General features: G+C 45.0%; 25 protein-coding genes. 4 read left to right on the top strand and 21 right to left on the bottom strand.

The features are described from left to right. Positions 1–81: 81 nt before the first annotated feature. From RJD38_RS11990 to RJD38_RS11975, 4 genes are all read right to left on the bottom strand, one after another. A complete protein-coding gene (locus RJD38_RS11990; protein WP_065545485.1) occupies positions 82–1,029 on the bottom strand; it encodes a chemotaxis protein CheV in 948 nt (315 codons plus the stop codon). A 90-nt stretch (positions 1,030–1,119) separates the two neighbouring features. Continuing rightward, positions 1,120–2,337, bottom strand: coding sequence for an ROK family protein (locus RJD38_RS11985; RefSeq protein ID WP_065545486.1), 1,218 nt, complete (start codon positions 2,335–2,337; stop codon positions 1,120–1,122). Between the two features lie 253 nt (positions 2,338–2,590). Continuing rightward, complete coding sequence (locus RJD38_RS11980) at positions 2,591–3,751, bottom strand: patatin-like phospholipase family protein (protein WP_065545487.1); 1,161 nt, start codon at positions 3,749–3,751, stop codon at positions 2,591–2,593. A gap of 12 nt (positions 3,752–3,763) precedes the next feature. Then, complete coding sequence (locus RJD38_RS11975) at positions 3,764–3,856, bottom strand: YnhF family membrane protein (protein WP_005595986.1); 93 nt, start codon at positions 3,854–3,856, stop codon at positions 3,764–3,766. A gap of 129 nt (positions 3,857–3,985) precedes the next feature. Between RJD38_RS11975 and RJD38_RS11970 the strand changes: the two genes are divergently transcribed. After that, positions 3,986–4,582, top strand: coding sequence for an outer membrane protein (locus RJD38_RS11970; protein ID WP_065545981.1), 597 nt, complete (start codon positions 3,986–3,988; stop codon positions 4,580–4,582). Between the two features lie 39 nt (positions 4,583–4,621). Here RJD38_RS11970 and RJD38_RS11965 read toward each other — a convergent pair whose 3' ends face one another. Next, the gene (locus RJD38_RS11965; protein ID WP_065545488.1) at positions 4,622–5,143 is read right to left on the bottom strand and encodes a type II secretion system protein; all 522 of its coding nucleotides are present in this window, start codon (positions 5,141–5,143) and stop codon (positions 4,622–4,624) included. A gap of 627 nt (positions 5,144–5,770) precedes the next feature. On the opposite strand from RJD38_RS11965, the gene RJD38_RS11960 reads away from it, so the two are divergent. Both RJD38_RS11960 and RJD38_RS11955 read left to right on the top strand, forming a co-directional pair. Then, a complete protein-coding gene (locus RJD38_RS11960) occupies positions 5,771–7,237 on the top strand; it encodes a sodium-dependent transporter (RefSeq protein ID WP_005595984.1) in 1,467 nt (488 codons plus the stop codon). Positions 7,238–7,239: 2 nt separating this feature from the next. Then, a complete protein-coding gene (locus tag RJD38_RS11955) occupies positions 7,240–7,335 on the top strand; it encodes a MetS family NSS transporter small subunit (RefSeq protein ID WP_005595982.1) in 96 nt (31 codons plus the stop codon). A 110-nt stretch (positions 7,336–7,445) separates the two neighbouring features. Here RJD38_RS11955 and RJD38_RS11950 read toward each other — a convergent pair whose 3' ends face one another. The 15 genes from RJD38_RS11950 to yceD form a co-directional block, all read right to left on the bottom strand. Next, the gene (locus RJD38_RS11950; protein ID WP_065545489.1) at positions 7,446–7,865 is read right to left on the bottom strand and encodes a hypothetical protein; all 420 of its coding nucleotides are present in this window, start codon (positions 7,863–7,865) and stop codon (positions 7,446–7,448) included. A 401-nt stretch (positions 7,866–8,266) separates the two neighbouring features. Continuing rightward, on the bottom strand, positions 8,267–9,694 hold the full coding sequence (ptsG, locus tag RJD38_RS11945) for a PTS glucose transporter subunit IIBC (RefSeq protein ID WP_005595976.1): 1,428 nt from the start codon (positions 9,692–9,694) through the stop codon (positions 8,267–8,269). Positions 9,695–10,139: 445 nt separating this feature from the next. Continuing rightward, the gene (locus tag RJD38_RS11940) at positions 10,140–10,907 is read right to left on the bottom strand and encodes a TatD family hydrolase (protein ID WP_005595975.1); all 768 of its coding nucleotides are present in this window, start codon (positions 10,905–10,907) and stop codon (positions 10,140–10,142) included. After that, positions 10,898–11,860 carry a DNA polymerase III subunit delta' gene (gene holB, locus RJD38_RS11935; RefSeq protein ID WP_065545491.1) on the bottom strand — a complete coding sequence of 321 codons (963 nt, stop codon included), beginning with the start codon at positions 11,858–11,860 and terminating at the stop codon, positions 10,898–10,900. The genes RJD38_RS11940 and holB overlap by 10 nt, the downstream gene beginning before the upstream one ends. After that, on the bottom strand, positions 11,860–12,492 hold the full coding sequence (gene tmk / locus RJD38_RS11930) for a dTMP kinase (protein ID WP_065545492.1): 633 nt from the start codon (positions 12,490–12,492) through the stop codon (positions 11,860–11,862). The genes holB and tmk overlap by 1 nt, the downstream gene beginning before the upstream one ends. Positions 12,493–12,495: 3 nt before the next feature. Beyond that, a complete protein-coding gene (gene mltG, locus RJD38_RS11925) occupies positions 12,496–13,512 on the bottom strand; it encodes an endolytic transglycosylase MltG (RefSeq protein WP_005595969.1) in 1,017 nt (338 codons plus the stop codon). Further along, positions 13,509–14,312: an aminodeoxychorismate lyase gene (pabC, locus tag RJD38_RS11920; protein WP_065545493.1), complete on the bottom strand. Its 804-nt coding sequence runs from the start codon at positions 14,310–14,312 to the stop codon at positions 13,509–13,511. Before pabC ends, mltG begins: the two co-directional genes overlap by 4 nt. A 134-nt stretch (positions 14,313–14,446) precedes the next feature. Next, positions 14,447–15,688 (bottom strand): beta-ketoacyl-ACP synthase II, encoded by a 1,242-nt coding sequence (gene fabF / locus RJD38_RS11915; protein ID WP_065545494.1) that lies wholly within the window; start codon positions 15,686–15,688, stop codon positions 14,447–14,449. Between the two features lie 93 nt (positions 15,689–15,781). Beyond that, on the bottom strand, positions 15,782–16,015 hold the full coding sequence (gene acpP / locus RJD38_RS11910) for an acyl carrier protein (protein WP_005595964.1): 234 nt from the start codon (positions 16,013–16,015) through the stop codon (positions 15,782–15,784). Positions 16,016–16,254: 239 nt separating this feature from the next. Then, entirely contained in the window at positions 16,255–16,989 is a 735-nt protein-coding gene (gene fabG / locus RJD38_RS11905) for a 3-oxoacyl-ACP reductase FabG (protein ID WP_038219961.1), read from the bottom strand. Positions 16,990–17,024: 35 nt separating this feature from the next. Further along, on the bottom strand, positions 17,025–17,948 hold the full coding sequence (fabD, locus tag RJD38_RS11900; RefSeq protein WP_065545495.1) for an ACP S-malonyltransferase: 924 nt from the start codon (positions 17,946–17,948) through the stop codon (positions 17,025–17,027). A 72-nt stretch (positions 17,949–18,020) separates the two neighbouring features. Beyond that, a complete protein-coding gene (locus RJD38_RS11895) occupies positions 18,021–18,974 on the bottom strand; it encodes a beta-ketoacyl-ACP synthase III (RefSeq protein ID WP_005595958.1) in 954 nt (317 codons plus the stop codon). A gap of 5 nt (positions 18,975–18,979) precedes the next feature. Beyond that, a complete protein-coding gene (gene plsX / locus RJD38_RS11890) occupies positions 18,980–20,005 on the bottom strand; it encodes a phosphate acyltransferase PlsX (protein WP_065545496.1) in 1,026 nt (341 codons plus the stop codon). 9 nt (positions 20,006–20,014) lie between these two features. Beyond that, the gene (rpmF, locus tag RJD38_RS11885; protein WP_004737376.1) at positions 20,015–20,185 is read right to left on the bottom strand and encodes a 50S ribosomal protein L32; all 171 of its coding nucleotides are present in this window, start codon (positions 20,183–20,185) and stop codon (positions 20,015–20,017) included. Positions 20,186–20,233: 48 nt separating this feature from the next. Beyond that, positions 20,234–20,761, bottom strand: a complete 528-nt coding sequence (gene yceD / locus RJD38_RS11880) for a 23S rRNA accumulation protein YceD (protein ID WP_065430092.1) — start codon at positions 20,759–20,761, stop codon at positions 20,234–20,236. A 148-nt stretch (positions 20,762–20,909) separates the two neighbouring features. Between yceD and RJD38_RS11875 the strand changes: the two genes are divergently transcribed. Further along, on the top strand, positions 20,910–21,506 hold the full coding sequence (locus tag RJD38_RS11875; protein ID WP_065545497.1) for a Maf family protein: 597 nt from the start codon (positions 20,910–20,912) through the stop codon (positions 21,504–21,506). Positions 21,507–21,713: 207 nt separating this feature from the next. Here the strand turns inward: RJD38_RS11875 and rluC are convergent, their stop codons facing one another. Continuing rightward, the gene (rluC, locus tag RJD38_RS11870; protein ID WP_005595951.1) at positions 21,714–22,667 is read right to left on the bottom strand and encodes a 23S rRNA pseudouridine(955/2504/2580) synthase RluC; all 954 of its coding nucleotides are present in this window, start codon (positions 22,665–22,667) and stop codon (positions 21,714–21,716) included. Positions 22,668–23,101 lie beyond the last annotated feature (434 nt).

Raw genomic sequence — 23,101 nt, 5'->3', positions numbered from 1 at the left:
TTAAATAACAAAATAGAAACCAAATACTACCACAAAATCAACCTAACTGCATGACAAATGGCCAAATAAGGAAAAATCAATCTAGAGGCCGAGCACTTCTCTTAGACGGTTCTGCGTTACTTCAACCAGAAGATCGGGCTGGAATTTAGAAATAAAGCGATCACAACCGACTTTTTTCACCATCGCCTCGTTAAAGCTACCACTTAATGACGTATTCAGAATGACATGCAAATCCTTCATTTGCGGATCATTACGAATTTCATACGTGAGTTTGTAACCATCCATCTCTGGCATTTCAGCGTCAGTAATCATCAATAGTAGTTCTTTGGTGACGTCTTTGCCTTCATCTCTCCATGACTGAAGTAATCTGAGTGCTTGTAAGCCATCACAACATTCAATGATGTTAAGACCTAGTTGGGAGAGCGTTCCCTTTACTTGCGCACGTGCTGTTGAGGAATCATCGACGATCAGAACATTACGTCCAACCATTTCCACGCTCAAACGCTCGTCTAATACACCTTCAGAGATCGACACATCGTAGTCGATGATCTCAGCCAAGACTTTCTCAACATCAATGATTTCGATAATACCGACCTCATTGTTGTCTTTAAGCTGAGTAATCGCGGTAAGGTAATTTGAACGACCTGCGGTTTTTGGTGGTGGTTGAATATCACTCCAAGTGGTATTCACGATGTTACGCACTTGGCCAACCAAAAAGCCCTGAACAGTACGGTTGTATTCGGTAATGATCAGGTTTTCTTCTTGATTTTCAAGACGAGATGGTGGAAAACCAATCGCCGCGCGCAAATCAATAACAGGCACAGATACACCACGTAGAGAAGCCACGCCGGTGATATTGTAATGAGCACCTGGCAATTTGGTTAGAGGAGGGACTTTTATCACCTCACGAACCTTAAACACATTGATTGCAAACATTTGTCGGCTGTTCAGGCTAAACAACAACAGTTCCAAACGGTTTTCACCCACCAGCTTGGTTCGTTGGTCTACAGTGTTTAATACTCCGGTCATAACAATTCTCTACAGCAGTTATTTACGTCACACAAGCCTTGGTTAGTAAGGCTCAGTTGATTCATCCAAAAGTGCTAATATAGCAGCGTATTACCCTTCTATCACTTTCATAAGCAATAAGCCATCATATAGTGCCTGTTTTACGAGAGCCGCACCAGTCATTGTTGCTTGTTTATAAAAGCGTGACTCAACTAACTCAAGGTCTTGATGGTAAACAGGTAAGCTCTGCTCTCTAATGCATTTTTGAATTGCCGGATAAAGAATCTCTTTGGCTTGATTGATCGCCCCACCAATCAAGACTTTTTCTGGATTGAAAAGGTTAATTACTAACGCAATGGCGAAGCCTAAATGTGCGGCCAATTTTTCAATCACATCTATTGCTAGCGGATCACCATTCGCTGCCGCTTCACAAATATCTTCAACCGAGATTGATTCGATATCGGCCAATGGTGATGCTTCTCCGCGGGCAATGCGCTCGGTCACTTCAGTACGAATGGCTTGCGAGCTTGCCACCGTCTCTAAACAGCCGCGATTACCGCATTGACACATTTTCCCTTGTGGATCGATTTGAATATGCCCTAACTCACCAATGTTGCCATGTCGCCCTTGTAACACACGACCATCAAGAATAATCCCCGCACCCAAACCATGGTGAATCGAAATCAAAACGGAATTTTCGTTCTCTTGCGAATGGCCAAATAACTTTTCAGCAAGCGCCCAAGAACGGGTATCGTTGGCAATGAAAACCGGTAATCCCGTGGCCTTATAAATCTCAGGACCCAAAGCGAGATTTTCAACATTGTAGTGCGGCATTTGCAATACGATACCTTCCTCGGCATTGACAAGGCCAGGTAAAGTAATCGCAATACTGGTGACACGATCGAGCTGATCGGAATAGGTTTGAAAGAACTCATCGATTTCATGCAGCAGACGAGCAAGTACATCTTCTTGATCAATTTCATGAATATCGATTTTGGTATCGATAAGCACGTCACCACCAAGCTCGTGCAGTGCGATCGTTAAATACCCACGTCCAAGACGCATCGACAGGAATTGCCAACCGTCATTGTTAACCTGTAGACCAACCGCAGGACGTCCACGACTGGTGGCTTCTTGCACTGTCGTTTCATGGATAAGATGGGCATCAATCAATTCACGGGTAATCTTGGTGATACTCGCAGGTGCAAGTTGGCTCTCTTTCGAGAGATCAATACGGGATATTGGCCCTTTTTGGTCGATGAGTTTATATACACGGCCAGCATTGACTTGCTTGATATGATCAATATGGCCAGGTTGAGCCATGTACATAAGGTAACTCCAATATTCAACAACTAAGTAATTTTTTTACTTTGCGAAGTAATTGTGAAGCCCCTTGATAAATCGCCGTGACAACCGTCACGTATAAACCGAATTGTTTGTGTGCCCTGTCATATAGCGCAATGATATTTGCCAATAATAATCGGTTATTTTGCGATGATAAAAATCAAGATATTTTGACTTAGCTCACGAGTAATCTAAGCGAAATACTAAGCATTCTCATAATAACCTCGATGAGGTCGCGCTAACTTGCCCGATTGAGGCTGGCATTAAATTGGGTCAAACCACAACGATCAAAGGCAGCGACACAGCGAAATCCAGCATCAAGGCCTAACTGGTAGTCATGCCGCAATTCTTCTTCACTGCTCATTAACGAACTCGACAATAACGGTTGTGCTGGCTTGATCTGAACAATAAAACAATCGTCTGGTGGCTGGTTGAGGAAATCTTGAGTCAGTGAATAAGTCTGATAATGCACCATCAGCATATCCGCTAAGCCCGAATCAAAATTGTCACCTAACAAATGACTAAGTCGGTAGATATCATCGGCGCCAAATAACCAGCGCCCACCATTAAGAGAAACAAGATGATGATCTTTCAGTTTTTGCAACTGAGATCGGCTAATACGTTCGTTTAAGAACTGGTTCCAATCAAGTTTCCACTGAGTCAATTTTTGCTGCCAGTGTTCTTGCGCTACATTAAGCGAATCTCGATACCACTCAACCTCTGAACGCTCTGAAACCAATGGTTCCGCGTCTGGCACATCATCGCTTTCAGTACGAATCACCACAATACAACGTGAACCTTGTCGCCATGCTTCTTGCACCGGAATTGAAGCGGATACTCCACCATCAATATAACGGCCATGTTCAAACGCTACTTCATGTTCATATAGACGAGGAATAGCACAACTGGCAATCAGCACTTTCTTCCAATCATCATTCAGCATCGGTAAATAGCAATCAATCAGACGGCTACTGTCGGTAACAGCAGCAAAAGCCTGCCGATTCCCCAACGTGCGACGTCCCATATCGATATCAAGCTTGTAGGGATATTCACTGATCTTGTCCAACGCCCAATCAAGTCCTAAATAGCGCTTACGACGGATATAGCTAAATAAGTGAAAAAATTCGGATGACGTCGTGAGATCGAGGATAAAAGAGCGGCCAATGCCTTTTTGTCGACAAAGAAAAGCCGATAAGTTTAGCGCCCCTGCTGAGGTACCGTAAAAACGGTGAAAAGGGTCAAAATCAGAGAGTAGGAAGGCATCCAATACACCGGATGTAAAAATGCCTCTCTGGCCACCGCCTTGTGCAACAAGTGCGTTTAAGCCACCGGTGTATTTAGACAGTCGCTCAAGGTCGACTAGGCTTGCAGTGTTTGTAATGACACCGCTGTTATTCATTACAACTGCGCCTTAAGCGGTCGCAATAGCAATAACACCAAAGCCGATAATTACAGCAAAAATAGATGCGGTAATCAGTAAGGCATACTTCAATTCAAGTTCCATAAGCACCTCCATATACGCTTAACAAAAAAATAACACTCGTTCGAAAGATAATCAATTTATCCGTTTTTTTCGTGCGTGAATATGGTGTTAGTGTCACACTTAAGCAAAAGAAACGACTATGGTGCGGATATGACGATATTGGACAGTTCGGTATTTATTGCTATTGGCGTATTAAGCGTGGCATCAACAGCCAGTGCTAATATCCATATTACACCGCAGCTCGGTTTTACGGGTGGAGGAATCGTAAAAAACAGTAATGACGAGAAATTTGATATTAAGCCAAGTGAGAGCTTTGCGATATCGATTGAAAGTGATCTCCAAACCAGTCGCTTAGGCCTGTATTATTCACATCAATCAAGCAACGTCGAATCCGAAAACTTAGACAGTACAATCCAGTACCTAATGTTCCAAAGCAGCATATATTATCCGTTAGCCAACCAATCCTTCACTTACTTAGGCATTGGTATTGGGGGCTCATACATCAATGCCGATTGGAGTGATAACCACACTGGTTTTGCCGCTAGCCTATTTGGTGGCTTTGAATATCCCATTAGCGATAACGTCAGCTTCACCTCTCAAGTTCGTTGGCTTGGTACCGTGGTTGATAACAATACCACGACCATTTGCAATCTGCCCTCCAGCCATTCAACCGATTGCCGTATTCAATTTGACACCGACTGGATGAACCAGTTCACAATGAGTGCCGGTATGGTCATGACCTTTTAACCTCATAATGATCCGAGCATCTTCCTGAGCTATCCATCTCTAACATCCCGATGTCTCCGTGCTATAGATGGGAATGTCCCTTTCATTACGTGGTTGTTGATAGTGAGCCCAACAATTCCCCGGTAACACTAAGCCACTGCCATCTCGATCGTAACCAATATATAAACTAGAATGCCCGACGAGCTGCAGAACGAAGCTATCATCAATAACAATAGCATTGGGCATATGGGTATTATCTACGTGATTCCAAACCAGATCCCACTCACCTTGATCTACCTGTTGGATACCATCTCGATTTAAATCAAGAAAACGTAAACGGCTATCCGAACTTTGTCCTGTTCGAGCAATCACGTAGTTTAAATTAGACATAAGATGCACCTGCTCATTAATCGCACGCATACTCGCCATAATGGTTTCAACCACAGCAATGCGAGCCTCTTTCTGAAAATTCAGATAGCGGCTTGATGCGGTCATAGCCAAAGCACCCAGCACCACGATGACAATCACCAGCTCAATTAAGGAATAACCACGAACGCTCTTTGAATGTGACCTTCTGATCATTTTTTCTCTCGTACAAACAACACACTAGGCAATGATGAAAAAATTCAAAACCAGCCAGCAGCATATCAAGCAACAAAAAATCAAAAAGATTACCATCGCACAGGAAAGTAACAAATTGTAAATCTAGGTCGCAAAATTTTGATTGTTTTTCTATTTTGCGACTAATCAGTAAAAACGAAACCTCATTGGGTGTTTTTTAGTCATACCGCCTAATTTTTACAAAAAGTTGATCAAACCGACATTTTTAACTTATAAAGAATCATACAAACAAACAACGCCAAATAAACCGTACAAAACACTACTCATACCCAGAAAACACATCAATCACACCAACATTAAACTTATCACTAACATTTACAATCTATTGCGTTAACCATTTTAAATCGTTAGTCTCTTTAGCATGCGTAGCTGAAAATGTCAGTTTCCGCAAACACACATCGTAAGTTCAAGAACAATATTCTGAGTTTTCTTTAGGCTGACAATATTTAAATCTAAACTTTTGCCAAGTCACGGATGATAGCGCAAAGGACAACGCTTGCTAAACAGCACTTTGCCCCTTCATCCCTTTCTGGCGAATAAGCCAAAGAAAAGCTTCATACCTCAGGGAGTTGTATACAGGAGTAATCTATGAAGCGAGAACAATGGGGATCAAGAGCTGGGTTTATCTTAGCTGCTGTAGGATCGGCGATTGGATTGGGTAACATTTGGCGTTTCCCATACATGGCCTATGAGAATGGTGGTGGCGCCTTTTTCATTCCTTATCTATTTGCCATGATCACTGCGGGTATTCCATTTATGATTTTGGAATTCAGTATGGGTCAAAAATATCGTGGCAGTGCACCAAAAACCCTCTCTAAAATCCACGCTAAATTTGAGTGGTTAGGCTGGTTCCAAGTGGGTGTCGCTGCGGTTATCGCCGTTTACTATGTGGCGGTTATTGGTTGGGCTATTTCTTACTTTGGTATGTCGTTCAGCCAAAGCTGGGGCACTGATACCAACGCCTTTTTCTTTAGTGAATACCTAAAGCTCGGTGGTGACAATTCCCCGACAGCATTAGGCAGCATCCAATGGAATATTGCAGGCGCTATGTTGCTAGCATGGGCGATTACTTACGCGGCAATCGTCGGTGGGGTTAAAGCAGGCATCGAACGCGCTTCAAAAATCATGATGCCAATTCTTTTCATCATGGTGATCTTGCTGATTGGCCGCATGATCTTCCTTCCTGGTGCTCTAGACGGTGTGAACTACATGTTCGAACCGGACTTCAGCAAAATCTGGGATGTCAAAGTTTGGGCTGCTGCATATGGCCAGATTTTCTTCACTCTAAGTATCGGTTTTGCCATCATGTTGGCCTACTCTAGCTACTTACCAGAGAAGTCAGACATCACCAACAACGCTTTCATGACGGTTTTGATCAACTGTGGCTTCTCTATCCTAGCCGGTATTATGATCTTCTCTGTATTAGGCTACATGGCGCAAGAACAAGGAAAACCAATTACAGAGGTCGTTACCGCGGGCGTCGGTCTGGCGTTTGTAACGCTACCAGCAGCGATTAACTTACTGCCAGCACCTTATATCCTTGGCCCACTGTTCTTCTTCGCTCTAGTCGTGGCCGGCTTAAGCTCTCATATCTCAATCATGGAAGCGGTAACCTCAGCCATCATCGACAAGTTGAACTGGAGCCGTAAGAAAGCCGCCAACATCGTTATCGGTACAGGTGTCGTGGTTTCAATGGCCTTTGCTACTAATGGTGGTCTACTGCTCCTTGACTTGGTGGATCACTTCGCCAATAACATCGGCATCATGTTTGGTGGTCTGGTTGAAATTGTACTAATGGCATGGTTGCTGAACAAAGTACCTAGTGTCCGTGAATACGTAAACTCAACCTCAGATTTCTCTATCGGCCAATGGTTTGATATTTGTTTACGCTTTATCACTCCAGTTATGCTGGCAGTGATTCTAGCAACCAAAATTCAGGCGCTATTTACCGATGGTTACGGTGGCTACGACCTAACACTAGGTTGGGCTGTGATGGGTGCACTATTGGTGTTCGGTCTTATTCTTAACGCTGCGAGCAGCAAGCAGGAGGCATAATCATGACAACTGGTGCAATTATCATGTTAGTTCTTGGTCTTGGCATTACTTGGGGTGGCGCGGCCATCTGTATTAAGCGAGCAATGAACAAGCAATAATGAGTCAGCAGTCACGACTGCATCATTCATTCACAATGCCGGCCTCTGAGCCGGCATTGTTTTCTCGGGTGTCGACTCGAAATAGCAGCGAAGCTAAATAAGTGCTGCGCCTAAAAATGATATTTAGCACCAAGGGCGGCACCAATTTCTAACTCCCATCCTCTATGCATATTCAGCTCAGGGTGAACTTGTCCATACACTTGCCAACCTTGACTCACCTGATAGCTGACCCCCAATGGTACTCGCGCTCCAAAGTCACCATCCCATTCACCCCAGCCACCAACACCAACGTACCAATCGATCGGTTCTTCAGTGTTAAATTGACCTCGCTTTGCAATGTAATCAAACGCACCACCTTGGTTGCCGATAATAAAACGATACTGATTGTCCAGTTCAACGACGACACTAAGCTGTTGATCGACAGCCATGCCAACCGAAAGATCTGTCGGTTGTTCGCTGCTTGCCAGCGCTTGAGCGCTTAACGCTGTCGCTCCTAAACCCATCACCAAGCGATACCACTGCTTATTCATACCCCTACTCCAAAATTTGTCAATAAAAGACCTATTGTCTTAAAAGCCCACTTTCGAACGTCAACACAAGGTTAAGTGGCGGCTAGAATCGTGACAAACGAGTGGGAAGCGAGAAAGCGAGAAAGCGAGAAAGCGAGAAAGCGAGAAAGCGAGAAAGCGAGAAAGCGAGAAAGCGAGAAAGCGAGAAAGCGAGAAAGCGAGAAAGCGAGAAAGCGAGAAAGCGAGAAAGCGAGAAAGCGAGAAAGCGATCATTAGGGTGGTTTGGTTGCCCCTACGGAGTCAACTCAAAATAACAAAAAATCGCATTTTCCACGACAACAAACGGCAATCTCCAGACGTAAAAAAAGGAGGCTAAAGCCTCCTTTTATATTGATACCTATAGGGGAAGGTATTGATATCGATTAGTGGTTACGAATCCACTCATCCATGTCAGTTTTTAGGTTGTCAGACTTAGTACCGAAGATAGCCTGAACACCACCAGCTACGACAACAACACCTGCTGCGCCTAGCTGTTTAAGTTTGTCTTGGTCAACCGCTGCAGTATCTGCAACAGCAACACGTAGACGAGTGATACATGCATCAAGACCAGTGATGTTTTCTTTACCACCGAACGCTGCAACAAGCTCACCAGCCATTTCTGAACCAGTTACTGCTACTGCTTCTTCTGAATCATCTTCACGACCTGGAGTTTTTAGGTCAAGTGCTGTGATTACAGTGCGGAATACGATGTAGTAAATCGCAGCGTAAGCTAGACCACAAGCAACCATCAGACCCATTTTTTGAGCGTGACCAGATAGTACAAGGAAATCAATCAAACCGTGAGAGAATGAAGTACCGTGTACAAAACCTAGCGTGTTAGCCAATACGTATGCAGAACCCGCTAGTAGAGCGTGGATTGCGTATAGGATTGGCGCTACGAATAGGAATGAGAATTCGATTGGCTCAGTGATACCGGTAAGGAATGAAGTCAAAGCAGCTGATGCCATGATACCCATTACTTTCGCGCGGTTTTCAGGTTTAGCACAATGAGCAATCGCGATTGCTGCCGCTGGTAGACCGAACATCTTGAACATGTAGCCGCCAGCTAGCTGACCGAAGCCATTGCCTGCTGCTCGAGAAACTTCGTCAGCAACTAGGTAACAAGTAAGAACACCGTTTTGTGTTTCGCCAGCTGCGTTTACACAAGTACCCGCTTCAAAGAAGAATGGTACGTTCCACACGTGGTGAAGACCGAATGGGATAAGTGTACGTTCAACAACACCGTAAATACCAAACGCTAGTTGTGGGTTTTGGTGTGCAGCCCAATCAGAGAATGCTGAGATTGCACCGCCAACTGGTGGCCATACAACAGATAGCACAACTGCAAGACCGATCGCTGTAAAACCAGTGATGATTGGCACAGCACGCTTACCAGCGAAGAAACCAAGGTATTCAGGAAGCTGAATCTTGAAGAAGCGGTTGAATGCCCAAGCAGCCACACCACCAACAAGGATACCACCAAGTACACCTGTGTCGATTTTCTCAACACCCATCACACCAGCCATTACGCCAAGCGTCGCTGTCATGATGCCGTAACCAACGATTGCAGCAAGACCTGCTACACCGTCGTTATTTGTAAAGCCAAGCGCTACGCCCACAGCAAATAGCAATGCCATTTGACCGAAGACTGAGCCACCCGCTTGTTCCATTAGATTAGAAACGATGTCTGGGATAAAGCTAAGATCGGCTGCGCCCACACCAAGTAGGATACCTGCAACAGGAAGTACTGATACTGGTAGCATCAGAGACTTACCTACTTTTTGCAGGTTAGCAAAAAGGTTCTTAAATATGTATATGCTCCTGAAAGAATTATTAGAGTTATCTGGGCTCTAACGGCACACCCCCGTAGCCTAAATGTTAGCACCCATAGAAAATGTAACCACTTGTTACGTTATATTTTCTGGCTCTAAATATATCTTGATACTCGCCGCACTTTCTAGGCGCTTGGTCAATTTAATTTCAAAGTAATAGATAGATCACACGCATTTTTTGTAAATGGAATGGATTACACTGATGCAAGTTGTTGAATTTTAAGGTTAATGCAGGCTTAGGAATTAATTTTACTGGGTAAATAAAATAGACCCGATTGTTATTTTTTGTAACGAATTTACAATTCATAGTGAAGCGACCAATAAATTCAACATTTTTGGTAAACATGACGAGTGTAAACGTTTAGCTGTGATTTCAAGCACAAAAAAAAGAGCTTTCGCTCCTTTTTTAAACAATGAATGATTTCTATCTCAAAAAAAGATTCCGGAAATTATCGCTGGTTTTTTGGCCAACTTCACTTAAGGATATACCGCGCAGTTGAGCAATGTATGCCGCAACCTCAACCACATAAGCGGGCTGGTTCTGTTTTCCACGATGTGGCACCGGCGCAAGGTAAGGAGAATCCGTTTCAATCAATAGGCGCTCTAAAGGCAGGGCTTTTACTACCTCTTTCAACTCGGTTGCCTGTCTGAATGTTACGATACCTGAAATAGAGATATAAAATCCAAGCTCCATCGCCGCTTGAGCAAACGCTAAGTCTTCCGTAAAACAGTGAATCACACCACCGCATTTTTCGGCACCGCCTCGACGCAAAATATCGAGGGTATCTTCACGGGCATTGCGAGTATGAATGATCAGCGGCTTGTTAAGCTCCACCGCTAACGCAACTTGCTGCTCAAAACGCTGCTGCTGAAGTGCTTTGGTTTCCGGTTGGTAGTGATAATCAAGGCCAGTCTCACCAATCGCCACCACTTTGGTGTGAGAAGCGTATTGATGCATCAACTCAAATGAAAAATCACTTTCAACGTCCAAAGGATGAACACCGCATGACGCATAGACGTTATCGTAAGGGGCGATCATTTCCATCATATTAGGAAACGCATCGAGGGTAACACCAACAGACAGTAGCTCAGTGACATTCGCCGCCTTCGCTTTCGCCACAACGTCACCAATTCCTTGGTGTAGATCTTGATAATCCAGTTTATCGAGATGGCAATGAGAATCTACAAACATACTTCCCCGTTAAATTTAATTAGCCAATCTAGAATAAGTAGCTCTCGGTTAAGCCCCGAGTGCGTAGTAAGCTGCTCAATCAACTCGCGCAATGCTTCAGACTGAGTATAGAGCAGGTCATAACTCACCTGTTGCGCAAGTACACTCGCTCCAGGGATCGCGGTCGGTAAAGCCAGGCCGAAATGGCATTTTTGCGCATCTGTCAGCAGATACCACAACCAACTCAGTGACTGCTCGGTTTCAGTTGCCAACTCCTTTGCCAATTTCACCACGTCACCTTGTTGGCGAGTCACCGCTAAAAGCTGTTGTTCAATAGCTTGGTAGCGGCTTTGCTCTTTGCCTTCAATGAAGCGCAGGGTTTGCAACGGTGAATGACCATTAAGATGCTCAGCATAAGCAGGCACTGGCAGCTCTGTCTGTTCAGCCAACCATTGAGTTAACACGACTGAATCCGGCTCTCCAACATGCCATTGTTGGCAACGACTGGTGATAGTGGGCAATAACTGACTCGCGGATGTCGCGACCAATAAAAATAGGCACTTTGCTGATGGCGTTTCCAATGTTTTTAGCAAAGCATTGGCAGCCGACTCGTTCATCGCTTCTGCAGGCTCAATGACAATCAAGCGATAACCCGCGAGTTGAGAAGACTCTTGTGCAACACGATTACATTGACGAATCTGATCAACCGTAATGGCTTTGCCTTCTTTTTCAGGCACTACTCTATGAAAGTCAGGATGGTTGCTCGAAGCCATCAACTGACAGCTATGGCAAAACCCACACGGCTCTGCTGCATAATTGCTGCACATTACCGCCTGACTAAATTGACTCACCAGTTGATCGACCCCAAGACCCGCTTTAGCGACCAACAAAGCAGCATTAGGAAAACGATCTTGCTCTAAGTGCGCTTGCCATTGCTGCCACAGTGGTGCGAACCAAGGATAAAGCGGTGACATTAGTTTGATTCCAGCCACTGTTGCAGTGCAGAGTGAATATCCGCTGCGACTTCTTCCATGCTTTGATTGGCATTAATGATGACTACAGAGTCATCACTATTCGCGATCTCTAGGTAACGCTCTCGAGAGCGATCGAAAAAACTCATGTCCATTTTTTCAATACGGTCGAGCTCTCCGCGTCCACGAGCGCGTTCTAAACCGATGCGTGGGTCGATGTCTAGATAGAGAGTAAAGTCAGGCTTAAAAGCCCCTAGCGTAGTATCGCGCAGTGATTGCATGGTTTCACGAGCAATTTGACGACCACCGCCTTGATAGGCTTGAGAAGACATATCATGGCGATCACCGACCACCCAAGTCCCCGCAGCAAGCGCAGGTTTAATTACATTTTCAACCAGCTGAACACGAGCTGCATACATCAGTAGCAGTTCGGTCATATCTTGCAGCGTTTCACCTTCATGCTCTTGTTTCACCAACTCACGCAGTTTTTCAGCTAACTGAGTGCCGCCAGGTTCGCGAGTATTTTGGATAGAATCAATTCCCGCCGATTGCAGTGTTGCAAGGACCGCTTGGATAGCTGTGCTCTTACCCGCCCCTTCAAGGCCTTCAATAACGATAAATTTAGCTTGGCTCATGAGTTATTTATTACTTCTTAATTGTTTTAAGTAAGCACGAACCGCTCGGTTGTGTTCGGCCAACGTTTTCGAAAATACATGACCGCCCTTGCCGCTCGCGACAAAGTAGTAGTATTTACTGTTTTCAGGATTCAATGCCGCCAAAATTGACGCTTCACCCGCCATCGCAATTGGCGTTGGTGGTAATCCTGAGATGGTATAGGTGTTGTATGGTGTCGGTGTGCGTAGATCTTTCTTACGAATATTACCGTCGTACTTATCGCCCATGCCATAAATCACCGTTGGATCGGTCTGCAGACGCATGCGCTTGTTTAAGCGGTTAACAAACACAGATGCGACACGTTCACGCTCTGACTCCACCGCAGTTTCTTTTTCGATAATCGACGCTAAGATCAGCGCTTCATAAGGTGTTTTCAGCGGTAATTTCTCTTGGCGCGCTTGCCATGCAGCATCGAGTACCGATTTTAACTTGTCTGATGAACGTTTAAGAATATCAAGATCTGACGTTCCGTAGGTGTAATTGAACGTTTCCGCCAAAAATAAACCTTCGAGCTTGTCGTGTTCAATACCCAACTGTTTGGCGATTTCCGCTTCCGACATTGCAGACGTTTTATGCTCAAGATATGGCGCATTTTCTAAAATGGTTCGCCATTCACTAAAACGAGACCCTTCGACAAACGTCAGGGAAAATTGATGCTCTTTACCGGTCTTAAACAACAATAGCGCCTGAGTCAGATTCATCTCTGGCGTGATCAGGTAGGTTCCCGCTTTAATTTGCGTCAGTTCAGGATGAAAACGACGCACTAGTGGCATCACATCATTCGATTCAATTAGCTTTTCTGAAATAAGCTGATTAAGCACGCGGGCGAAACTAGAGCCTGGCTTAACGGTAAAAATTTGCTCTTGTGACAATTGCAAAGGTTGGCTAACAAACTGTTCAACTTGCTTAGTCACATAGAAAAAGGCGCCTGCGGCGATCACCGCAAGTAAAATAAGCAAAAAAGTGATCTTCTTAATCACGAGGCTAACATCTCCTGAATACGTCGTGTCAATGTTCCTATAGGGAACCTATGACTTTCAATCGCCCGAATAGGCACTGCGCCCAATAAAGAGTTAGTAATAAACACTTCATCGGCATCTAATATATGGCTCAAATCGTATTGGCCTATTGCAACACTCATACCTGCACTTTGCACAAACTCTAACACCACTCTCCTCGCGACACCCGCCACACCCGACATAGCCAAGCTTGGAGTATAGAGTTGATCGTCTTTACGCCAGAAAACATTCGCCATACTGGTTTCAATAACATGGTTATTAAGATCCAGCACCAAGCCATCCATCGCACCCGCGTTCTCCAAATCCGCTTTAACCAGAATCTGTTCGAGTCGATTATTATGCTTATGGCCGGCTAAAAGTGGATTTAGCCCTAGCTTAACCTGACTCACGCCAAGTGTTATTCCCTGTTGGTGCCATTGCGGATAATGTGCAGGATAGGCAAAGTCGCTAATAGTAACATTAGCGGCACTCACTTGAGTAGGGCTATAACCGCGCCCGCCTTCACCTCGGCTAATATGTAATTTCAATCCAGCCTTTGAGTCTAAGCTCGCAGCCTGCATCATCCATTGCTCGACCTGCTGCCAATCCGGCTGTTCAATTGCAAGCGCGGTTAAGCATGCTTGCATACGCTGTTTATGATAGGACCACTGGCAAAGCTTACCATGCTCGGTAAGCACGGTAGTAAAGCCACCGTCACCATATTGAAAAGAACGATCGAGAAGAGAAATTGAATCTGCAGGTTGTCCGTTAAGCCAAAACACAATCAGTCCCTAAAATAAAAAACGGCCCAATGCCAAAAGCATTGAGCCGTTTTATCATATCTTCATACTTTACCCAAGATAATTGGACTTACCGCGAACAACGCTGCGAGTCCTGATATTTTGGGTTAGTGCGATTAAATCTTTTTGAAGACCAGTGAACCGTTCGTACCGCCGAAACCGAAAGAGTTACAAATCGCATATTCCATATCTACTTTTTGAGCAACATGTGGAACAAGATCGATATCTAAACCTTCTTCTTGGTTATCGAGGTTGATCGTTGGTGGTACGATTTGGTCAACAAGAGACAACACAGTAATGATCGCTTCAACTGAACCTGCAGCACCCAATAGGTGACCTGTCATTGATTTCGTTGATGATACTTTTACTTGTTTCGAGCCTTCTTCACCAAGAGCACGTTTAACACCCTTGATTTCAGCCACGTCACCTGCCGGTGTTGATGTGCCATGTGCGTTTACATAACCCACTTGAGTACCAACAATGCCTGCGTCACGCATCGCCGCTTCCATCGCAAGCGCACCGCCAGAGCCGTCAGGCGTTGGAGAAGTCATGTGGTAAGCGTCACCAGACATACCAAAGCCAACAAGCTCAGCATAAATCTTAGCACCACGCGCTTTCGCGTGTTCGTACTCTTCGAGAACCATCATGCCTGCACCGTCACCAAGAACAAAACCATCACGGTCTTTATCCCAAGGACGAGAAGCTTTTTGTGGCTCATCGTTACGAGTCGATAATGCTTTTGCCGCACCAAAGCCAGCCATACCAAGAGGCGTAGACGCTTTCTCAGAACCACCTGCTACCATTGCGTCTGCATCGCCGTAAGCGATCATTCGAGCCGCATGACCGATGTTGTGCAGGCCAGTGGTACACGCTGTTGAGATAGCGATGTTAGGGCCGCGCAAACCACGCATGATAGATAGGTTACCCGCAACCATATTTACGATGGTTGATGGTACAAAGAATGGGCTAACTTTACGTGGACCTTTTTCGATCAGTGCATCGTGACCTTTTTCAATCAGGTCAAGACCGCCGATACCCGAACCAATCGCTACACCCACACGAGGAGCGTTTAGTTCATTAATTTGTAAGCCAGAGTCATCTAGAGCTTGAATGCCCGCGGCGATACCGTACTGGATAAATAAATCCATCTTACGTGCATCTTTCTTAGACATGTACTCTTCGCAGTTAAAGTCTTTAACTAGGCCAGCAAAGCGAGTAGAGAAATTAGTAGCATCAAAGTGATCGATATCAACGATACCGCTTTGACCTTCGAGCAGGGCTTTCCATGATGATTCAACAGTGTTGCCTACCGGTGACAACATACCCATGCCAGTGACAACAACACGACGCTTGGACACGATTTTATTCTCCGGGAAATGAAATGATTCTATGAGAGAGATAGAAGAGTTAAAAAAGAACTCAGGCGGCCAGAAGGCCGCCTGGGGGAGATATTACTGAGCGCTGTTCACGTAGTCGATTGCAGCTTGAACAGTAGTGATCTTCTCAGCTTCGTCGTCTGGAATCTCAGTGTCGAATTCTTCTTCTAGAGCCATTACTAGTTCAACAGTGTCTAGAGAATCAGCACCTAGATCGTCAACAAATGAAGCTTCGTTTTTAACTTCTGCTTCGTCCACACCTAGCTGTTCAACAATGATTTTCTTTACGCGTTCTTCGATGTTGCTCATTTTTCTTTTCCTTTACAGATTTCGCCTAATGCGATGATTCCGTAGTTTATTAGAACTATTGAAAGTTGCAAGGGGGACCTTGCTGGTCAAACCACAATTTTAGCGATTTTAACCGAAATTCAATACAACTTTGACTTAAGTCATGCACAATTGTTGTGCAATTCAATAGCAAGTTTCACACTTTACTGATAGAAAGACGTTAATCTGGAATATCAGCAAAGCTTTTTCGAACTTGGCTATTAAACCATATACATGCCGCCATTGACATGCAAAGTTTCACCTGTGATGTACGCCGCTTCTGGCGATGCTAAAAATGCAACAGCCGACGCAATTTCACGAGGATCACCTAGACGACCAGCAGGAACGTTAGCAAGTGTCGCTGCACGTTGGTCATCATTTAATGCTTTAGTCATGTCAGTTTCAATGAAACCCGGAGCTACAGTGTTTACCGTTACGCCACGTGAAGCGACTTCGCGTGCCATAGACTTAGTAAAGCCAATCACACCCGCTTTTGCTGCTGCGTAGTTAGTTTGACCTGCGTTACCCATAGTACCAACCACTGAACCTACGTTGATGATACGACCAGCACGCTTTTTCATCATGCCACGCAGTACTGCTTTAGACATACGGAAAATAGGCGTTAAGTTGGTATCGATAATATCGTTCCACTCATCGTCTTTCATGCGCATAAGCAGGTTATCACGGGTGATACCAGCGTTGTTGACAAGAATATCGATCACACCAAACTCATCATTGATGGTTTTTAGTGTCGCTTCAATAGACTCTACATCCGTTACGTTTAGCGCGAGACCTTTGCCGTTGTCGCCAAGGTATTCGCTGATTGCCGCAGCGCCGCTTTCAGACGTTGCTGTACCAATTACCGTTGCACCGCGCTCAACAAGAAGCTCAGCGATCGCACGACCGATACCACGGCTTGCGCCAGTCACTAGGGCAATCTTGCCTTCTAGATTCATCATTATCTTCGTTCCTTTCGATTACTTAGCAGTGTTTACTTTGCTGCTTCAAGCGACGCAATGTCGTTCACTGCTGCTGCATCTAATGTCTTAACAATACGTTTTGTTAGACCAGTCAGTACTTTACCAGGACCAACTTCAAACAGTTTTTCAACACCTTGCTCACTCATCAGTTCCACACACTCAGTCCAACGAACTGGGCTGTATAGCTGGCGAACGAGCGCAAGTTTGATTTTTTCAGGTTCTACTTCAGCCATCACATCAACATTGTTGATCACTGGTAGCTGAGGAGTATTGAATTCGATTTCTTCTAGTGCAATCGCAAGCTTGTCGGCTGCTGGCTTCATTAGTGCACAGTGCGATGGCACTGAAACAGGAAGCGGAAGAGCACGTTTCGCACCCGCTTCTTTACACAATACGCCTGCGCGCTCAACCGCATCTTTGCTGCCTGCGATAACCACTTGGCCTGGCGAGTTGTAGTTTACTGGAGAAACCACGTCACCTTGCGCTGCCTCTTCACACGCTTTTGCAATTGCGGCGTCATCAAGACCGATGATCGCGTACATTGCACCCGTACCTGCTGGTACCGCTTCTTGCATTAGTTGACCACGTAGCTCAACCAATTTAATCGCTTGTTTAAAGTCGATAACACCCGCACAAACCAGCGCTGAGTACTCACCTAGACTATGGCCAGCAAGGTTTGCAGGCTGCTCTAGGCCAAGCTCTTGCCATACACGCCAAATCGCTACTGACGAAGCCAATAGTGCTGGTTGAGTACGGAAAGTTTGGTTTAAATCTTCTACAGGACCATCTTGAACCAAAGCCCAAAGATCGTAACCTAGTGCTTCAGAAGCTTCGGCAAAAGTTTGTTTAACTACGTCATATTGTGCGCCAAGCTCTGCAAGCATACCTAATGCTTGTGAACCTTGACCGGGAAATACGATAGCAAACTTGCTCATGTTCTTTTCCTTAAAACAAAGTAAGAAAGAAAAGATGCACCTATGTGCACCTTAATTTTGAATTCTGTTGACTTAGAACTTAACGAGCGCAGAGCCCCAAGTAAAGCCGCCACCAAACGCTTCTAGTAGTAACGTTTGACCACGTTTAATACGACCATCACGAACCGCTTCATCCAGCGCAGTTGGTACTGTCGCCGCTGAAGTGTTGCCGTGCTTATCAAGCGTCAGCACAACTTGGTCTAGTGACATCGATAGCTTTTTAGCCGTCGCTGAAATGATGCGGTAGTTCGCCTGGTGTGGTACCAACCAATCCAGTTCAGACTTATGCATATTGTTGGCTTCAAGCGTGTCTTTAACTAGCTTAGAGAGCTGGGTTACCGCCACTTTAAAGACTTCATTACCCGCCATGTACAGCCACTTATCAGCATCTGAACCATCACGAGCAGCAACCGGTAGACTTAATAAATCACCAAACGCACCATCGGCATTAATATGAGTCGACAAGATGCCCGGCTCTTCGCTTGCGCCAACGACAACCGCACCCGCAGCATCACCAAATAGGATAATGGTAGAGCGATCCGTCGGGTCACACGCTTTCGACAATGCATCAGCACCAATCACCAAGATGTTTTTACACATACCCGTTTTAATGTGTTGATCAGCAATAGACAAAGCATAAACAAAGCCTGAACATGCCGCTGCAAGATCGAATGCTGGGCAACCTTTAATGCCTAGCATGCCCTGAACCTGACACGCCGACGATGGGAATGTATGGCTGCTGCTGGTCGTCGCCACGATGATCATATCGATATCGTTTTTGTCGATAGCGGCCATTTCGATCGCGTTTAGCGCGGCATGGTAAGCCATGTCGGCAACAGTCTCATCTTCAGCAGCGATGCGGCGTTCTTTAATACCAGTACGAGCGACAATCCACTCATCTGATGTGTCTACCATTTTCTCTAGGTCTGCGTTAGTACGCACCTGAGATGGCAGGTAGCTGCCAGTACCTAATATTTTGCTATACATGAAGACTAATAGTGCCTCTCGAGTAAAACCGCTTCCAAACGATCGCTAATACGGCTTGGTACCTGTCGTTTGACCTCATGCAGGGCTTCGCCAATTGCGTTGACGACCGCCTCTACATCAGCACTTCCGTGGCTTTTTATTACAATGCCGCGCAATCCTAGCAAACTTGCGCCGTTATACTGGTCGGGGTTCAATGTTTTTAGTTCATTAAATAACCCAGAAAACAATTTTCTTGCAATCCAGCCCTTTATTGATGAAGCCATCATATACGATTTCAATCTATCAATAAAAAGTTGCGCGGTTCCTTCGCATGTTTTTAAACAGATGTTACCGACAAAGCCGTCGCAAACAACGACGTCAGCGGCATCATGCAATAACTGATTACCTTCAATATAGCCGACAAAATTGACCGACTGAGTTTGCGATAGCATTTCCGCACAACGCTTGACAAGATCATTACCTTTTATTTCTTCAGCGCCGATATTGAGAATCGCAACCCTAGGCGGGCGTTTTAAGTATTGTTCAGCGAGAGCACTGCCCATAATGGCAAATTGAAATAGCGAATCGGCGTCACTCGACACGTTCGCGCCGAGATCCAACATCCACGTTCGATTACCAGAAACGGTTGGCAGTGCAGAAACTAATGCTGGTCGTTCGATACCCGGTAATAGCTTTAGACGAAAGCGTGACAACGCCATCAATGCGCCTGTATTACCCGCACTTACGCATGCATCAGCCTGGCCGACTGAAACGAGATCGATCGCTCGACCCATAGAGCTGTCTTGGCCATTACGTAATGCTAGAGAAGGTTTTTCTGAATTGGAGATCACTCGGTCACAGTGTTTAATGCTCAGCCGAGCATCTGGCTGATAACCAAGATTAGATAATTGAGATGTGATCGAAGTCCGATCACCTAGTAGGACCACTTTTAGCTCTGGGAAATACGACAGTGCCTGCACGGCGGCAGGCACTGTAACACGGGGACCGAAATCACCGCCCATTGCATCAAGCGCAACGGTTATATTATGCAAAGGTCAACCTTACTTGTTGATAACCTTTTTGCCGCGGTAGAAACCTTCGGCAGTCACGTTGTGACGTAGGTGAGTTTCACCTGAAGTTGCGTCTACAGAAAGTGCAGCTGTAGTAAGCGCATCGTGTGAACGACGCATGCCACGCATTGAACGTGATTTCTTGCTCTTTTGTACGGCCATTGACCCTACTCCTATGTAAATTCCTAAAGATACTTACTTATTGATAAGTTAGCGCTTTAAGCTTTTTAAGATATCAAATGGATTCGGTTTCTTTTCTTCCTCAATTTCTTCAGGAATTTCACCAAACACCATGTTATTTGAGTTAACGCTACAATCCGCTTCGTCATGCATTGCTACTAGAGGCAATCCAAGGATGAACTCGTCTTCAACTAATTGAATAAGATCTACTTCACCGTACTCGTTTAGATCTACCAAATCGTACTCTTCCGGTGCTTCTTCTTCACTCTTCTCGCTGTAAACAGGAGTATAAGTAAATTGAACTTCACACTGATGTGCGAAAACCTTATTACAACGTTGACACTCTAAATCAACTTCGACGTTAGCTTTACCAGAGATAACGACGAGTCGCTGTTCATCAAGCCCAAATGACAATGAGACTTGCGCGTCGCGTTTTACGCCTTCGGTTGTTGTACTTAAACGCTTTAGGAGACTGGTTTGAATGATACCATCTATATCCAATCGCTTTTGAGCAGTTCTCGCGGGATCAACCGTTCGCGGTATTTTTACCTTTTGCATAGGGCGCAAATTCTATCTTCCAAATTGTTTAGAGTCAAAGAAAAAGGCTAAAAAGTTATACTTTTTTTCCTTTCCACCAAGAGCGCTATCATAAGCGCCATAATATCTATTATGCTTCAATCAAAGCCTATTGCGATTGTAAATAAAAATGCCAAATTACCAACTAGTTTTAGCTTCAACCTCACCTTTTAGACAACAACTGCTCAATAAACTAGCAATTCCGTTTAAAACCGCCAGTCCTGATTTTGATGAAACCCCTTTAGACGGTGAGTCACCAAGTGCATTAGTTTTGCGCTTAGCCCAAGGTAAAGCGCAATCTTGTCCTAGCGATAGCAGTGATGAAGAAAAGACCACATTAATCATCGGCAGCGATCAAGTTTGTGTGATTGATGGTGAGATTATTGGCAAACCACATACTCGTGAGCGTGCTATCGAACAACTTCGCCGCCAAAGTGGTAAAAGTATCACTTTTTATACCGGGCTCGCACTGCACAATAGCAAAACCCAAGAAACCAAGGTTAAACTTGATACATTTGTGGTGCATTTTCGCCAACTGACCACAGCGCAAATCGAAAATTATGTTGATAAAGAACAGCCCTTCTTCTGTGCTGGCAGCTTCAAAAGTGAAGGGTTGGGTATCGCACTGTTTGAACGCTTAGAGGGCAAAGACCCCAACACACTGGTTGGCCTACCCTTGATTGACCTAATTGATATGCTAGAAACACAAGGGTTTGCTGTGCTTTGAAAAAGCGAGAATTAAAGGCGCTTCGCTTGAGATTTGAGAAGCGAGAAGCGAGAAGCGAGAAGCGAGAAGCGAGAAGCGAGAAGCGAGACTACGGGCTTTCAGCCCTGTAGGGAATCTAAGCAATAAAATAAAAAAGGGAGCTGTCCGCTCCCAATCTATCGAATCTCGATTCTAATTTCTCGACGCTAGCGTCTCAATTCTCAATTCTCAATTCTTCGTAAGCTTTCTTAATCCAGCCAACACGCCTTCGAGTTTTTTACACATTGGCGCATTGATTTCCATCCACTCATCATTCGATGGGTGTTGGAACTTAATATTGGCCGCATGTAAGAACAGACGATCAAGACCCACTTTTGCGGTGTAGGCATCAAAACGACGATCACCATAGCGATCATCCCAACCAATTGGGTGGCCAGCGTACTGTACGTGCACGCGGATTTGGTGCGTACGTCCCGTAATTGGACTGGCTTGAATCAAAGTCGCATCAGGGAATCTTTCCAGTACTTTAAAACGCGTTTCTGACGGTTTGCCGTTTGGATTCACTCGCACGATACTGTTCACTTCGTTCTTCAGCAGTGGTGCGTTAACGACTTTGCAGCTCGCTTTCCACTCCCCCATCACCAACGCGAAATAGTACTTTTGTACCGTCTTTTCACGGAATTGAGCTTGTAAATGACGGAGCGCAGAACGCTTCTTCGCCACCAACAAAATACCTGAAGTATCACGGTCAATGCGGTGAACAAGCTCAAGGAATCGCGCTTGCGGGCGCAAAGCACGCAGTGCTTCAATCGCGCCAAACTTTAGGCCACTGCCACCATGAACGGCGGTACCTGATGGCTTGTTTAGGATCAGCATATGCTCATCTTCATAGATGATCATATCTTCCAATTCAGCCACTTTATTAAGCTTGGTACTTGGTGCTACTTCCGGCGCTTTCTCTTCTACCGTCACCGGTGGAATCCGCACCACGTCTCCAGCTTGTAATTTGTATTCCGCTTTTACGCGTTTCTTGTTAACACGAACTTCCCCTTTACGCACGATACGATAAACCATGCTTTTCGGGATGCTTTTCAATTGATTGCGCAGAAAGTTATCAATGCGCTGGCCTGCCATATCTTGGTCGATATCGACAAACTGGACTTGGGTTCTAATTTCGCTCATTGCATCATTCTATCACTCAACTCAGAGCAAATTCACATTTTCTTCGCCACAAACGCTGAGATCACTCAATTTGTCATCCATAAGCAGTAAAATCGGCATCACTCACTTGTTAAAAAGCCTTTAAGTAAATAAAAAACATGTTTCAACACGATATTATCAAACATAAACGGCTATTCTTGGCCCTTTTACAATAAAGCCGATTGCTGACTTTACTGGGTACTGCTATAGTTCACACCTGCAAAGAGTGATCTGATTTAATTATGTACAAATCAAATCATTTAGACGCAAAAATAATGAGTAGAATGCTAACGAAAAGAGAGCGCAGCACACGGCGTAAGACCTTTCCACCGTTGGTTTCTTGTTGCTCTACTCATCTCCTTTCATGTTGAGTATATTCCGCCGACATCGCGGCTCACACGTTAACTGCATGTGAG

It is taken from the genome of Vibrio scophthalmi (assembly GCF_040869025.1).
Taxonomy (GTDB): Bacteria; Pseudomonadota; Gammaproteobacteria; order Enterobacterales; family Vibrionaceae; genus Vibrio; species Vibrio scophthalmi.
This window is presented reverse-complemented; position numbering and strand designations above follow the sequence as displayed.

Bases quoted from the DNA above. Each gene is read 5' to 3' on its own strand.
- RJD38_RS11990 (WP_065545485.1), bottom strand. From the start codon at position 1,029: ATGACCGGAGTATTAAACACTGTAGACCAACGAACCAAGCTGGTGGGT.
- RJD38_RS11985 (WP_065545486.1), bottom strand. From the start codon at position 2,337: ATGTACATGGCTCAACCTGGCCATATTGATCATATCAAGCAAGTCAAT.
- RJD38_RS11980 (WP_065545487.1), bottom strand. From the start codon at position 3,751: ATGAATAACAGCGGTGTCATTACAAACACTGCAAGCCTAGTCGACCTT.
- RJD38_RS11975 (WP_005595986.1), bottom strand. From the start codon at position 3,856: ATGGAACTTGAATTGAAGTATGCCTTACTGATTACCGCATCTATTTTT.
- RJD38_RS11970 (WP_065545981.1), top strand. From the start codon at position 3,986: ATGACGATATTGGACAGTTCGGTATTTATTGCTATTGGCGTATTAAGC.
- RJD38_RS11965 (WP_065545488.1), bottom strand. From the start codon at position 5,143: ATGATCAGAAGGTCACATTCAAAGAGCGTTCGTGGTTATTCCTTAATT.
- RJD38_RS11960 (WP_005595984.1), top strand. From the start codon at position 5,771: ATGAAGCGAGAACAATGGGGATCAAGAGCTGGGTTTATCTTAGCTGCT.
- RJD38_RS11955 (WP_005595982.1), top strand. From the start codon at position 7,240: ATGACAACTGGTGCAATTATCATGTTAGTTCTTGGTCTTGGCATTACT.
- RJD38_RS11950 (WP_065545489.1), bottom strand. From the start codon at position 7,865: ATGAATAAGCAGTGGTATCGCTTGGTGATGGGTTTAGGAGCGACAGCG.
- RJD38_RS11940 (WP_005595975.1), bottom strand. From the start codon at position 10,907: ATGTTTGTAGATTCTCATTGCCATCTCGATAAACTGGATTATCAAGAT.
- holB (WP_065545491.1), bottom strand. From the start codon at position 11,860: ATGTCACCGCTTTATCCTTGGTTCGCACCACTGTGGCAGCAATGGCAA.
- tmk (WP_065545492.1), bottom strand. From the start codon at position 12,492: ATGAGCCAAGCTAAATTTATCGTTATTGAAGGCCTTGAAGGGGCGGGT.
- acpP (WP_005595964.1), bottom strand. From the start codon at position 16,015: ATGAGCAACATCGAAGAACGCGTAAAGAAAATCATTGTTGAACAGCTA.
- fabG (WP_038219961.1), bottom strand. From the start codon at position 16,989: ATGAATCTAGAAGGCAAGATTGCCCTAGTGACTGGCGCAAGCCGTGGT.
- fabD (WP_065545495.1), bottom strand. From the start codon at position 17,948: ATGAGCAAGTTTGCTATCGTATTTCCCGGTCAAGGTTCACAAGCATTA.
- RJD38_RS11895 (WP_005595958.1), bottom strand. From the start codon at position 18,974: ATGTATAGCAAAATATTAGGTACTGGCAGCTACCTGCCATCTCAGGTG.
- rpmF (WP_004737376.1), bottom strand. From the start codon at position 20,185: ATGGCCGTACAAAAGAGCAAGAAATCACGTTCAATGCGTGGCATGCGT.
- yceD (WP_065430092.1), bottom strand. From the start codon at position 20,761: ATGCAAAAGGTAAAAATACCGCGAACGGTTGATCCCGCGAGAACTGCT.
- RJD38_RS11875 (WP_065545497.1), top strand. From the start codon at position 20,910: ATGCCAAATTACCAACTAGTTTTAGCTTCAACCTCACCTTTTAGACAA.
- rluC (WP_005595951.1), bottom strand. From the start codon at position 22,667: ATGAGCGAAATTAGAACCCAAGTCCAGTTTGTCGATATCGACCAAGAT.